The 13,315-nt window shown below is 71.8% G+C and carries 10 protein-coding genes; 7 read left to right on the plus strand and 3 right to left on the minus strand.

Annotated elements, in window-relative coordinates:
- Positions 1-104 precede the first annotated feature (104 nt).
- The 3 genes from SMD11_RS33595 to SMD11_RS33605 all read left to right on the plus strand — a co-directional run bounded on the left by SMD11_RS33595 (position 105) and on the right by SMD11_RS33605 (position 5,971).
- A complete protein-coding gene (locus SMD11_RS33595) occupies positions 105-1,574 on the plus strand; it encodes a GntP family permease (RefSeq protein ID WP_087930033.1) in 1,470 nt (489 codons plus the stop codon).
- Positions 1,575-1,757: 183 nt separating this feature from the next.
- A complete protein-coding gene (locus tag SMD11_RS33600) occupies positions 1,758-3,155 on the plus strand; it encodes a pyridoxal phosphate-dependent decarboxylase family protein (RefSeq protein ID WP_087930034.1) in 1,398 nt (465 codons plus the stop codon).
- Positions 3,143-5,971 carry a pyridoxal-dependent decarboxylase gene (locus tag SMD11_RS33605; RefSeq protein ID WP_087930035.1) on the plus strand — a complete coding sequence of 943 codons (2,829 nt, stop codon included), beginning with the start codon at positions 3,143-3,145 and terminating at the stop codon, positions 5,969-5,971. The genes SMD11_RS33600 and SMD11_RS33605 overlap by 13 nt, the downstream gene beginning before the upstream one ends.
- 24 nt (positions 5,972-5,995) lie before the next feature.
- Here SMD11_RS33605 and SMD11_RS35660 read toward each other — a convergent pair whose 3' ends face one another.
- Complete coding sequence (locus SMD11_RS35660; RefSeq protein WP_159395445.1) at positions 5,996-6,490, minus strand: hypothetical protein; 495 nt, start codon at positions 6,488-6,490, stop codon at positions 5,996-5,998.
- A gap of 358 nt (positions 6,491-6,848) precedes the next feature.
- Here SMD11_RS35660 and SMD11_RS33615 point away from each other — a divergent pair, with 358 nt between their 5' ends.
- From SMD11_RS33615 to SMD11_RS33625, 3 genes are all read left to right on the plus strand, one after another.
- Positions 6,849-7,391, plus strand: a complete 543-nt coding sequence (locus SMD11_RS33615; RefSeq protein ID WP_234366293.1) for a hypothetical protein — start codon at positions 6,849-6,851, stop codon at positions 7,389-7,391.
- A gap of 546 nt (positions 7,392-7,937) precedes the next feature.
- Positions 7,938-8,984 carry a cytochrome P450 gene (locus tag SMD11_RS33620; protein WP_107421992.1) on the plus strand — a complete coding sequence of 349 codons (1,047 nt, stop codon included), beginning with the start codon at positions 7,938-7,940 and terminating at the stop codon, positions 8,982-8,984.
- Positions 8,985-9,142: 158 nt separating this feature from the next.
- Entirely contained in the window at positions 9,143-10,150 is a 1,008-nt protein-coding gene (locus SMD11_RS33625) for a JmjC domain-containing protein (RefSeq protein ID WP_087930038.1), read from the plus strand.
- Positions 10,151-10,176: 26 nt separating this feature from the next.
- Here the strand turns inward: SMD11_RS33625 and SMD11_RS33630 are convergent, their stop codons facing one another.
- Positions 10,177-10,923, minus strand: coding sequence for a dienelactone hydrolase family protein (locus SMD11_RS33630; protein WP_087930893.1), 747 nt, complete (start codon positions 10,921-10,923; stop codon positions 10,177-10,179).
- Between the two features lie 111 nt (positions 10,924-11,034).
- On the opposite strand from SMD11_RS33630, the gene SMD11_RS33635 reads away from it, so the two are divergent.
- Entirely contained in the window at positions 11,035-11,526 is a 492-nt protein-coding gene (locus SMD11_RS33635; RefSeq protein WP_087930039.1) for a MarR family winged helix-turn-helix transcriptional regulator, read from the plus strand.
- A gap of 71 nt (positions 11,527-11,597) precedes the next feature.
- Here the strand turns inward: SMD11_RS33635 and SMD11_RS33640 are convergent, their stop codons facing one another.
- The gene (locus tag SMD11_RS33640; protein ID WP_087930040.1) at positions 11,598-13,223 is read right to left on the minus strand and encodes a phytoene desaturase family protein; all 1,626 of its coding nucleotides are present in this window, start codon (positions 13,221-13,223) and stop codon (positions 11,598-11,600) included.
- Positions 13,224-13,315: the final 92 nt, after the last annotated feature.

Consider the following 13,315-nt stretch of genomic DNA (forward strand, 5'->3'; position numbering starts at 1 on the left):
CCCCTGACGGCCGCGGTGAGCGACGAGCCGGTGCGCCCGCACCTTTCCCCACAGCCTTCTCCCGCTCCTCCAGTGCGGGTCCCCGTGCGAACAATGGAGTTCCCATGCTTTCCGATGTCGCCGCACCCCCACCGACACCCCACACCGGCGGGCTGCCGGCCCTCATCGGCGGCACCGGCGGTCTGCTGACCGTGGCGGTCCTCGGTATCGCCCTTCTGCTCTTCCTGATCATCAAGGTCAGGCTTCAGCCCTTCGTGGCCCTGCTCACGGTCTCCATCGCGGTCGGCCTGTCCGCCGGGCTGTCGGTCACCGAGCTCTTCGGCACCGTGCAGAAGTCCGACGCCGTCTCGATGATCGAGAGCGGCATAGGCGGCATACTCGGGCACATCGCGATCATCATCGGCCTCGGCACGATGCTCGGCGCGATCCTGGAGGTGTCGGGCGGCGCCGAGGTCCTCTCGCACCGGCTGCTGAGCCTCTTCGGGGAGCAGCGCGCCCCCCTCGCCATGGGTCTCACGGGCCTGATCTTCGGCATCCCCATCTTCTTCGACGTCGGCATCTTCGTCCTCGCGCCGATCGTCTACGCCACCGCCAAACGGTCGGGCAGATCGATCCTGCTGTACGCGATGCCGTTGCTGGCCGCCCTGTCGATGACCCACGCGTTCCTGCCCCCGCACCCCGGCCCGGTCGCCGCCGCCGGCCTGTTCGACGTATCGCTCGGCTGGGTCATCGTCATGGGCATCGTCTGCGGCATCCCCGCCGTCCTCGCGGCCTGGGCCTACGCGGCCTGGATCGGCAAGCGCCTCTTCGTCGCCGTCCCCCAGGACATGGCCGAAGCCGCGGAGGAGGCCAAGGCGGCGATCGCCGCCGAACAGGCGCAGGGAGGCGTCGCACCGCGCGGGAAGCCGGTCTCCCTCTCCGTCGTGCTCAGCATCATCGGGACGCCACTGCTGCTGATCCTGGCCGCCACCTTCTCCTCCATCACGCTCGACCCGTCGACACCGCGGTCCCTCGTCGAGTTCCTCGGCAACCCGTTCGTGGCCCTGACGATCGCCCTCCTCATGGCGTACTACCTGCTCGGCATCCGCCGCGGCTGGTCCCGTAAGTCCCTGGAGACGGTCTCGACCGCCTCCCTGAAGCCCGTCGGCAACATCCTTCTCGTGGTCGGCGCCGGCAGTGTCTTCGGCGCCGTCCTCAAGGGGTCCGGTATCGCCGGCGCCCTCGCCGACACCTTCGGTGGCATGGGACTGCCCGTGATCGTTCTCGCCTACCTGATATCCCTGGTCCTGCGCGTGGCCCAGGGCTCGGCCACGGTCGCCATCGTCGCCACCGCGGGCATCACCGTCCCGCTGGTCGAAGGCGCCGGCCACTCCCAGGCCTACCTCGCCCTGGTGATCATCGCGATCTCGGCCGGCTCGATCTTCGCCTCGCACGTCAATGACGGCGGCTTCTGGATCGTGGCGAAGTACTTCGGCATCTCGGAGCGTGACACCCTCAAGTCCTGGACGGTTCTGGAGTCCGTCCTCTCCGTGACCGGCTTCGCGGTCGCCGCGGCGCTGAGTACGGTCGTCTGAGACCGTTCGCCCCGCCGCGGGGGAGGAGGCCGACGGGAACCGGCTGCGACCCGGCCCCTCCGGAGCAACCCCACGACGCCGACACTCAACCAGTTCATGTACTTGCCCCGATGATTCCCCGCCCGGGGTTTTCGCTTGGACTAGGGTCACTTGGCCAGGGGCGGCCGGGTGGCTGGGGGCGGGATGGCGCTGGAGCAGTGGCTTGAGCGGGCTGTGGGGGCATTTCACGCATGGGCCGGGGAGTACGAGGCGTACGCGGCCCATCCCGCCATGGCGGTGGACGAGGGCGCCTGCGCGTCGGCGTTCGCGGAGCTGGACGTTCGCCTGCGCGGCAGCTATCCGTTCTTCCACCCTTGCTACGCCGGGCAGATGCTCAAGCCGCCGCACCCCGTCGCCGTCGCGGGCTATCTGGCCGCCATGCTCGTCAACTCCAACAACCACGCCCTGGACGGCGGTCCGGCCACCTCGGCCATGGAGGAGGAGACCGTCGAGCGGCTCGCGGCCATGTTCGGCCTGCGGACGCACCTGGGGCACCTCACCAGCGGTGGCACCCTGGCGAACCTGGAGGCGTTGTTCGTCGCCCGTGAGAGTCACCCCGGCCAGGGGATCGCCGTCAGCGCCGAAGCCCACTACACCCATGCCCGGATGGGCCACCTGCTCGGCATGCGGGTGCACACGGTGCCCGTCGACGTCCGCGGGCGCATGGATACGGGTGCGCTGGGGCAGCTGCTGTCCACCGGGGAGGTCGGGACGGTCGTCGCCACCACGGGGACCACGGCGCTGGGGGCCGTCGATCCCCTGCACCTCATCGTGCCGCTGGCCCGGCGGCATGGTGCGCGCGTCCATGTGGACGCCGCCTACGGTGGTTTCTTCACGCTCCTCGCCGACGAGGAGCCCTCGGGGGCTCTGGTGGCGGGGGATCCTTGGCGGGCCATCGCCCACTGCGACTCGGTGGTGATCGATCCGCACAAGCACGGCTTGCAGCCGTACGGCTGCGGGGCGGTGCTCTTCAGCGACCCGGCGGTCGCCCGCTTCTACCGGCACGACTCCCCGTACACCTACTTCACGTCCCAGCGGCCGCACCTCGGGGAAATCAGTCTGGAGTGCTCACGTTCCGGTGCCTCCGCGGCCGCCCTGTGGCTGACCCTCAAGCTGCTGCCGCTGACGCGCCAGGGGCTCGGCGCTGTCCTCGCGGCCGGGCGCAGGGCCGCACTGCGCTGGGCGGAAATGATCGACGCGTCGCCCGTCCTGGAGCTGTACCAGCCGCCCGAGCTCGACATCGTCACCTGCCACCCGCGCACCACACCCGCCACGCTGTCCCGGATCGGCTTCGCGAGCAACGAGGTGATGCGCCGAGGTATGACGGCCGAGGAAGACCCCGTCTTCCTCAGTGTCGCCCGCATCGGCGCCGCCGACTTCACCGCCCGCCATGAGGCAGCCGCCGCGGACCGTGATCACACCCACATCCTGCGCAGTGTGCTGATGAAACCGGAGAGCGAGCTCTACCTGGAGCGGTTGCACTCCCGGGTGGAGACCCTGGCAGGAGCATCGGTCAAGGAGGAACCGCCGTGCCACAGCTGACCGGGTTCCGGAGCGGTGCCTCCCGGGCCGCCGGGGACATCGAGGGCGTCGACGGGCAGGCGGGGCTGCGCCTGCTGGCCGAGTCCGTCGACGAGGTCGTGTGGCTGGACCACTGCCCCTTCCTGAGCGCGTCGTTCCAGCCGGCGCCGTCCTGGCTGAGACATGAGCGGGTCTCCGCGTTCCAGCCGCTGCCCGAGCCCCCACCCGGCCATCGGCCGCCCCCGCCCGACCCCCGCCGGCTGTGCGTGTCCTTCGCCCCCGAACACGGCACCAACGCCCGTACCTGGGCCCGCACGTACGGATACCGGCTGCTCGCCCCGGATCCCGGTGTCACGGCCTGGGCCGCGGACAAGATCCATGCCGTCGAGCTCTTCGCGAGGGCGGGCGTACCCACGCCGCCGTCACGGATCGTCCCCGCGACGGGCCGGGCACCGGCCGGGACGTACTGGAACGACCGCTGGCCGCGGGCGGTCGCCCAAAGGAGGCAGAACAACCTCATCGGCCGCGGGACCGTCCTCGTCGACTCCCCGTCGGACCTCCAGGACTTCCTGGACACCTGGCCGGGCGAGCCGGTCAAGCTCAGCCGTTACGCCCCCGGGATCTCCCTGACCGTCACCGCCTGCGCGGGACCGGACCGCACCATTGTCTCGGCGGTCTCCCACCAACTCGTGGGGCTCCCGGAACTGGCCGCCGGCTGGGGCACCCACTGCGGCAACCAGCTCGTACACCCCGACGACCTGCCCGCGGGCTGGTACGGGCAGGCCCGCGAGGCCGCCCGTCGCGTGGGTGAAGTGCTCCGCGGACGCGGCTTCCGCGGAGTGTTCGGCCTGGACCTCGTCGAGGACACCGGCCGGCTGACGGCCGTCGAAGTCAACCCCCGGTTCCAGACCGTCGTCTCCCTCGTCCAGGCCGTCGAGCGCGGCGCGGGACTCCTGCCGTCCCTGGGCCTGCACATCCTGTCCTTCCTGCTCCCCGCCCTTCCCGATCCGGTGGCACGGGAACTCCCACCGGGCCCGCACCCCAGCCAGCTCGTGGTGCACACCGCCACGGACACCACCGTGCACGACCTCGCCCCCTCGGGGCGCTACCGAAAAGCCGGCCATGAAGTGACCGGCCCGCTCCCCGCCACCGTCGGCATCGCCGCCGACGAAGCCCTGTGGTGGGGCATCGCCCGCCCCGGACCCGTCCGTGCCGGCGACGAGCTGGCGCTCGCCCAGTTCGGGCGGCCCGTCGCGGCCCTCGAACCACGCCCGCGCCCGGGACCGGACGCACTGGCGTGGATCGACGCGTTCCTCCGGCGGTCCCGGATCGGCACCGAAGGCCCCTCCGGCTTCCCCGGCCAGGACCTGCCGCACACGTCACCAGCAGGCGCGCCACCAGCAGCCGGACTCCCGCCCCTGCGGCTGGACGAACAGCGGATGCGCGAAGCCGGCCACCACACCATCGAACTGATCATCAAACGGCTCACCACGACAGATGACCGGCCGCCCCTCCACGTACCCTCGCCCGACACCCTCCGGACCGCCCTGGACGAGCCCCTTCCCGAGCACGGCACCTCGGACCTGCCCGCACTCCTCGACCACGTCACCCACCGGGCACTCGGCGAGGCGACCCGCCTGGACCACCCGCGCTGCTTCGCCTTCGTCCCCTCGACCGGCAACTTCCCGGCCGTACTCGCCGACGCGCTCGCCGCCGCCCACCTGTCCGTCCCCGGAGCCTGGCTCGTCGGCGCCGGGCCCACCCAGCTCGAACTCACCACTCTCGGCTGGCTCAAGGCACTGCTCGGCCTGCCCGACAGCCACGGTGGCCTGTTCGTCAGCGGCGGCTCCCTGGCCAATCTCACCGCCCTGGCCGTCGCCCGCGACCACCACCTGGGCGCCGACCGCGCACACGCCCGCCTGTACTGCTCCACCCAGGCCCACCCGTCCGTCCCGCGCGCGGCGCACCTCCTGGGTCTCACGCGTGACCAGCTCTCCGCCGTCCCCGCGGATGAGAACCTGCGCCTGGACACCTCCGCCGTCGCCCGGCGGATCGCCCGGGACCGGGACGAGGGCCTGCGCCCCTTCGCCGTCGTCGCCACCCTCGGCACCACGGGGACCGGCGCCGTCGACCCCCTCGACGAACTCGCCGGCCTGTGCGAGCGGGAGGGGCTGTGGCTCCACATCGACGGAGCCCACGGTGCGGCGGCCGCCGCCACTCCCCGCGGTCACCATCTGCGCGGCGCCCTGCGGCGGGCCGACTCCCTCACCGTCGACCCGCACAAGTGGCTCTTCCAGCCCTACGAGGCCGGCTGCGTCCTGCTCCGTCGCCCCGGGCTGCTGCCCGCCACCTTCGCGCTGGGACGCCACGCCCTGGACACCGGTTACCTCCAGCCGACCGCATCCCGGGGCGACGAGGTCAACCTCTCGGACCACGGGCCGCAGCAGAGCCGAGGTCTGCGGGCCCTCAAGCTCTGGCTCTCGCTCAAGACCTTCGGCGCCCAGGCGTTCCGGCAGGCCATCGAGCACGGCATGGACCTCGCCGAGCACGCCGCCGCGCTCATCGCCGCCCACCCCGATCTGAGGCTGGTCACCCCGCCCAGCCTCGCCGTCCTCACCTTTCGCTACCACCCGGCCGACGCGCCGGAGGACTGGGACGCCGACGCCGCCCAGGAACGTGTCAGCCGCGACGTCTGCGCCGGTGGTCAGGCCCTGATCCTGACCACCCGGGTGCGCGGAGCCACCGTGCTGCGGATGTGCACCATCAACCCCACCAGCACCCGGGCGGACGTCGAGGCCGTCCTGGAATCGGTCGCTCGTCAGGGCCGTGAGCCCTGACGAGGAACGGTCGCCCGGCCATGCTCAGGAGAACACCAGCCCCGACGGGCCCCCGATCACCTTCACCCCGCCGCCGGCGCACTTCAACGGATCGGCCGTGAGCTGAACACCGGGCGAAGCGACCCTCCGGCCCGCGAACCTGCCGGACGTCACCTTGCCCGCGACCAGCACCACGGCCTCACCGGCGGGCTGCGGCACGATTCCCACGTCGTAGACGACCGTGCTCCGTTCACCGGTGTTCCAGGTGATGTGCTCCTCCGTGACCGAACGCGACAACAGGCAGCTGTTCTCGCCTTCGCCCTTGATCACGGACTTCGCCGTCGTCACCGAAGGATCCGTCGACGCACAGCGGTAATCACCACGGCCGGTGATCCGTGTGGGCTTCGTCAGGAAGGTCAATCCTGGTGAGAACGCGATGGAGTTGATTCCTACGCAGCTGAGGACGGCATTCGCTCTCTCTTCGGAGTGCGCGGCCGCGGGAAGCGCCGCCGGACCCGCGGCCACCAGAACCACGGCCACGCCCGCGTACCCCCACGCCTTGCCCCACCTGTGCCCCATGCCCATCCGCTTCCCGTCCTTTCCCGATCGCGACCGGCCACTGACGACGGAAGAATTCTCCGGTTCCCGGCCCATTCCCGAGGGGCGATCGGCGACGAGGACCGAAGCTGACGCAGCGTCCGCGCATGAGCGGCGCGGGAGATCCCCCGCACGCGGTGCCGTTCATTCCACCGAATGCCCGTGCGGCCAAGGGCCACCCCGATTCCGCTGCCCCGGTGGGCGTCGGCGGGTCGAACACCGGGCGACGTCCGGGGCCGGCCTTCACGCGGCACGCCGTTCGCTGATTCGCTGGTCGTGAAGGGGAGAGGGAGGAGGTGGCGTGGACATCGACGTGACGACCGCTCTGCTGGTCGCGGTCGTGGGAGTCCTCGGGACGCTGCTGTCCGCGCTGCTGGTCCAGCGGGCGGCCGACCGCAGCCGGCAGCGGGAGCGGGAGCGTGTCGAGGAGCTGTGGGGGCGGCGCAGCGAGGCGCAGGAACTGCGGTCGTGCTACGTGGAGCTCAACGCCGCGGCCCGGCACTACCTGGCCGCGCTCACCGACCAGTTGTACGCCCTCGGGCGCGACGCCGACCTGCCGTACGTGCGACAGCGGCTCACCGAGGCGCGTGACCAGCACCGGGAGGTCTACGCGAAGGCGCAGATGCGGATGCCGGAGCGGGTGCTCGACCACGCGGGCACCTTCGGTCGCGGCCTGGGGGCGGTGTACGGCATGGTCCGGCGGCTGGACGACGGTTTGCCGCGGCCGGGGGACGCGCCGGCCGCCGTACAGGAGGGCATCGATGCCCTGTGGGAGCGGCTGCGGGAGCTGCGTCGGGAGATGCGGGCCGATCTGGGCGCGACCCGGGCGGACTCCGGGCGGTGAGGGGGAGAAGCCGGCGGGAAGGGGGAGCACCGTGTCCGTACCCGCGGTCACCCCGGCATAGGGATTCACCTAGTCCTGATCGTTTTACGTCAGGAGAATGTCAGAAACACTCGCGTTCGATCGGGGTCCGGGTTTAGATGAGGCATTCGGATTTCCGGACCGGAACGCCGAATTCCAATAATGGCGTGGGCGCCCCCTGTTTCCTCGTGCCCGCAATCCTGTGAATGGAGTAGTCATGAAGATGGTCAAGGCGATCGTGAAGCGGTTCAAGAAGGACGAGGACCTCGCCAACCACGCGTGGGTCCTGCACGTCATCTGATGCACCGTCGTCGGCGGAGGGCAGTCGCACTACTGCCCTCCGCCGACGCCGCAGAGCAACCCCTGGCTGCCGCGGTCCGCGGCGGCCACGACCGTGTCGGATTCCGCCGTAGGCCGGGCCGTGGCGCGGAGCGGCGGTCCCGCCCGTTCCCCGTCCGGAGTTCTCCGCCTGCCGCGGGGAACGCATTTCATCGCCATTCCAATGGAGGCGGGATTCTCGTGGAAGAAATGGCGCCGGCGGCGGTGCGCGACCATTCCGTCGTGTACGCCCCGCGGATACAGGAGCTGCTGGCCAGGGAAGAGAAGGTGTTCCGGATCGACGCGACCACGGTCGGCGTCTCCGACTGCCATCTGATGGCCGAAGTCGTCGCGGCGCGCCCCGTGCTGGCGACGGAGCGCTCGGTCTTCAAGCCCGCCGCGGGGGCCGACATCCACCACGACAGCGCGACACGGACGATCCGCGCGCTGGGGCAGGACGTCATGGCGGGCATCCGGACTCCGCCGCCCCCGGCGCGCGGGCTCTCCGGCTCCTGGCCCTACGCGGCCACCTCCTACCTGCGCCGGTGGCTCTTCGCGTCCGACCCCCTGCCGGTGTCCTTGCTGTCGAAACGCGGCATCACGCGCTCCGACACGCTCTCCCGGGTCGTCGACCGCGCCGTCACCGTCTGGCCGGGATCGGGCGCCGAGGGCGGGGGCACCGCGCTGGCGGAGCAGATCCGCGACGCGTCCGGCACCCAGGACAGGAAGCAGGCCGTCGCGCTGTACCGGCGTGCGACGGCCACCCTCTGCGACGGCGTGGCCGCGCTGGCCGGCAACGCCCTGTGGCTCATGGGGCCGGCACGGGAACAGCGAGGAGCCCGCGCCGACCTCACCGCGGTCCTGTGGGAGACACTGCGGCTGCTGCCGCCCGCGTGGATGCTGTACCGCAAGGGCGGGGACGCGTACACCGCACTGCACCCCGAGATCCGTCCCACGGACAACGTCGCGCTCTTCCCGCTCCTGATGCACCGTCATCCCGACTACTGGACCGACCCCCTGGAGTTCCGGCCCGAGAGATGGGCCGGGGTGGCGGACCCGGAGAAGACGCCCGCGTTCATGCCGTTCGGGTTCGAAGGCGCCCGCTGCTGGGCCAAGCACCTGGTCGTCCCCCTGGCCGAGCGCCTGCTGACCGTCGGCCTCGACAACGGACTCGCCATCCGCGGCCCCCGGCGGGACGCGGAGGTCCCCCTGCGCTCCCTGCTCTCCGTCCGGTTCGACGCGGAAGCCGGGTCGTGACCCGCTGCGTCGCGCCCTTGCACCGCCCGCCGGTCCCGGCGAGGACAGCGTGAGCACCCCGCGGAACCCTCCCGCGGCGGAACCCGCCCCCCACGGCCGCACCGGGCAGACGCCGCCGGCCGTGAGCACCGAACACCCTTGACACCACGGGAAACACCATGGAATCGCCCACGCTGGCCGCCTGGGTCGGCGACCTCGAAGGCTTCACCGGTCACCAGTGGCAGCGCCGGCCCGCGGTCTTCACGCCGGAGACCCTCGCCTCGCCGTTCGACCTCGACGAGCTGGACGCCGCCTTCGACGGAGGGCTGCTGCGCACGCCCTACCTGGAGATGGTCCGCTCCGACAAGGTCACCGTCCCGCCCGATGCCTACACCACCTCACGCGTGGTCAACGGCACCACGCACCACGGCTTCGCCGACCGCGGGAAGGTCGTCGCCCTCCTGAACTCCGGGGCGACGCTGCTCCTGCGGTGCGTCGACCAGTGGCACCGCCCGACAGGCGATCTGGTGGCGAGGCTGTCCGAGGAGCTCGGCCGGCGCGTGGAGGCGTTCTTCTTCGTCACACCCGCCGGTGCTCAGGGCCTCGCGGTGCACCGTGACGACGCCGACGTGTTCGTCCTCCAGGCGGCCGGGCGCAAGACCTGGTACGTCCACGACGCACCGGCGGTCGCCGACTGGTCGCTGGGAGAGCTCCCGGACGACGAGCACTCCCCGCTGCTCCTGCGCGGCGTCCTCGAACCCGGCAGCGTGCTCTACGTCCCGCGTGGCTTCGCCCACCGCGCGGTGGGCGCCGGCGGGCTGTCCGCCCACCTGTCGCTGACGATCCGCGACACCTCCCTCCAGGACCTGCGCACAGCTCTGGAGCAGCAGTTGTCCGAAGGACTGGACCTCCCGGCGCGACCCTTGGGCGAGGCCGCGATCGCCGACGCCTGCGCCACGCTGATCGACCACGTCCGGGCGAGGCTCGACACGATCGGACCGGAGGACCTGCGGCTCGCCGCACGAGCCGCGCAGGCGCGGCGGCCGGCCGCGGCGACGAGCGCGGAGACGCTCGCCGAGACGGCCCGGAAATGGGAGGACGCCGGCGCCGGCACCAGGCGCGCCGGGCTGGCGCCCGTCAGCCGCACGTGGCGCAAGCTGCGCGACGCGGCGCGCACCACGCGCTGACGGACGATCACCACGTGGCCGGAGCCTCAGCCGTTGGTCAGGGTGCGGCCGAGGAGGGGGAGCAGGCGGTCCCAGTGGCGCTGGAGTGCTGCGGGGTCGTAGGCGTCGGTGTCGGACATGGTGAAGCCGTGCACCGTGCCGGGGTAGATCTCGGAGGTGTGGTCGACACCCGCGGCGTCCAGGGCCCGGTTGAGCTCGCCGAGGGCCGCGGGCGTCAGGTCGGTCTCGGCGTGGCCGAGGTGGACCTGGGCGGTGAGCGTGGAGAGGAGGCGGCGCAGGCCGTCGGGTCCGTCGGCGCCCACGGGGCCGTGGAATCCGGCGACGGCGGCCACCTGGCCGGGGTGTGCCGCGGCGGTGCGCATCGCCAGGAGGCCGCCTATGCAGTAGCCGGTCACCCCGACCGGGCCGGTGCTGACCTCGGGCTGGGCGGTGAGGAAGCTGAGGTAGGCGGCGGCGTCGCTCAGGACCCGTTCGGTGGTGTGCGCCTCGATCAGGGGCATCAGCTCGGCGAAGACCGCGGGGCGTGCCTCTTCTCCGATGTACTCGGGAAGCTCGATCACCGGTGCCGGGCCGTGCCGGTAGAAGAGGTTGGGGACGAGCACGTAGTACCCGTGCCCGGCCAGTTCGCGGGCCATCTCCCGCAGCACGGGCCGCAGGCCGAAGCCGTCCGCGTACATCAGCACCCCTGGGTGCCGCTCGCCGTGGCCGGGGAAGGCGGCGAAGGCGTCGGCCTGGCCGTCCGGGGTGGGGATCTGCAACATCTTGGTGGGAATAGCGGATCTTCCTTCCTTGGTTCGCCGAATTAACGTTCGTGTCACTAACGTTTCCGGCGCGGATGACCGTACATCGTTAGTCGGACTAACGCAATGGGTAGGATGAGTGCCATGACCGGAGCCGAAGCCGCGGACGTGCCAGACGACGGCGGGCGCAGAACGCCCGACAGACTGCGCCGGCAGACGAGCCGGCAGCTGTCGCAGCTGACCGCGCGGTCGGACCGGCTGATCAACGACGGGCTGGCGCGGGTCGACGCCCGCAAGTGGCACTACGCCGTGCTCGCCTCGCTACAGGATCACGGGCCGGGCAGTCAGGCGGCGCTGAGCGAGCGCACCGGCATCTACCGCAGCGACATGGTCGGCGTGCTCAACGAACTGGCCGAGCGCGACCTCGTCGACCGGGCGCCGGATCCCGGCGACCGGCGCCGTAACATCATCACGATCTCCCCCCGAGGCCGCCGCCACCTGCGCCGCCTCGACAAGGTCCTGGACGACCTCCACGACGAACTGCTCGCGCCGCTGAACCCGGCCGAACGCGACCAGCTCGCGCGGCTGCTCACCCGCTTGCTGGACCACCACACCCCGGCCCCTGACCACATGTGACCACGCTGGCGATCCCCACTTTTCGGCCGGAGGGAGGCTGAGGGCATCCTCAAGGAGCCGTCCCGGCGAGGTCAGTGGCCCAGTGCGGCCATGGCCGCGTTGTGGCCCGGGATGCCGCTGACCAGGCCACCGCGTACCGCGCCCGACCCGCACAGCAGGACGTTGGAGTGGGCCGTCCCCACGCCCCACCGCGCAGCCGCCGAGAGCTCGTCACCGTCGTCCGTGCAGGGGAATTCGAGTGCGGAGTGGAAGATGTCGCCGCCGGGCAGCCACAGTTCCCGCTCAAGGTCCAGAGGGCTCTTGGCCTCGATGCACGGGCGGCCGTCGCTGTCGACGGCCAGGCAGTCGGCGAGCGGCTCGGCGAGGTGGGAGTCGAGCTGTTCCAGCGTGGCCCGGAGCAGTCGCTCCCGGGTGGCGTCGTGGTCGGTGGTGAACAACCGGGCCGGTGCGTGGAGTCCGAAGAGGGTGAGGGTGTGGTAGCCCTCGCGGGCCAGTGCGGGGCCGAGGACGGAGGGGTCCGTGAGGGAGTGGCAGTAGATCTCCGAGGGCGGGGCGGACGGGATCCGGCCGGTGGACGCCTGTCGGTAGGCGGTCTCCAGCTCCTCGTACCCCTCGCTGATGTGGAAGGTCCCCGAGAAGGCGGTGTGCGGTTCGACGCCGGTGTCGCGCAGCCGGGGCAGGCGCCGCAGCAGCATGTTGACCTTGAGCTGGGAGCCCTCGGCCGGCGGTGGGGGCCGCTCACCCAGGAGCCGGGCCAGTTCGTGAGGGGAGGCGTTGACCAGGACGTGCCGCGCCGCGAACGTACCCCGCGTGGACGTCACCTCGGCCGTCCGGCCGTCCGTGGCGATGCGCGTCACCTCGCACTCCGTGAGGATGCGCGCGCCGGCGGAACGGGCCGCGTCGGCGAGGGCGTCGGTCAGTGCCCCCATGCCGCCCACGGGGACGTTCCAGTCGCCCGTGCCGCCACCGATGACGTGGTAGAGGAAACAGCGGTTCTGTCGCAGCGTGGTGTCCTGGGCGTGGGTGAAGGTACCCACGAGGGCGTCGGTGAGCACCATGCCGCGCACGAGGTCGTCGTCGAAAGCGGCCTCGACGGCCTCGCCGAGGGGGCGCTCGAAAAGGGCTTCCCAGGCGGACCGGTCGTCGATACGGGCGCGGAGTCCGGCCCGGGTGGGAAGCGGTTCGGTGAGGGTGGGGAAGACCCGCTCGGCCACGTGCCGGGTCATGCCGTGGAACCGCTGCCAGGAGTCGAACTCCTTGTCCGATCCCGTGAGCCGGGCGAACGAGGCGCGGGTACGGGACCGGTCGCGCTCCACCAGAAGGCCGGTGGGCCGCCCCGCACGCACGCTGGGGGAGTAGGAGGAGACCGCGCGCCCGCGGACGGCGAAGCGCAGCCCGAGGTCCTTCACGATCTTCCGGGGCAGCAGGCCGACGAGATAGGCGTAGCGTGAGACGCGGGCGTCGAAGCCGGGGAAGAGGCGCGTGGAGACGGCCGCGCCGCCGGTCCGGCCGAGGCGTTCCAGGACGATCACGCGGCGTCCGGCACGGGCCAGATACGCGGCGGCGACCAGACCGTTGTGACCGCCACCGACGATCACCGCGTCGTACGTTCCGGTGGCCTGCCCGGCCCCGTGGCGGGCTCCTGTCCGGTGGGCGGCGGCCGGGATCGGCCCAGGTGTGTCCCTCGAAGGCGCCATGCCTCTTCGTAGCACGCGTCGATCGGCGCGGCCAGACCCCGGCGCGGCGGACCGGGGCAGCCGGAGCCCGGACTGTCCCGGAGGCCGGTGGT

It is taken from the genome of Streptomyces albireticuli, assembly GCF_002192455.1.
Lineage (GTDB): Bacteria > Actinomycetota > Actinomycetes > Streptomycetales > Streptomycetaceae > Streptomyces > Streptomyces albireticuli_B.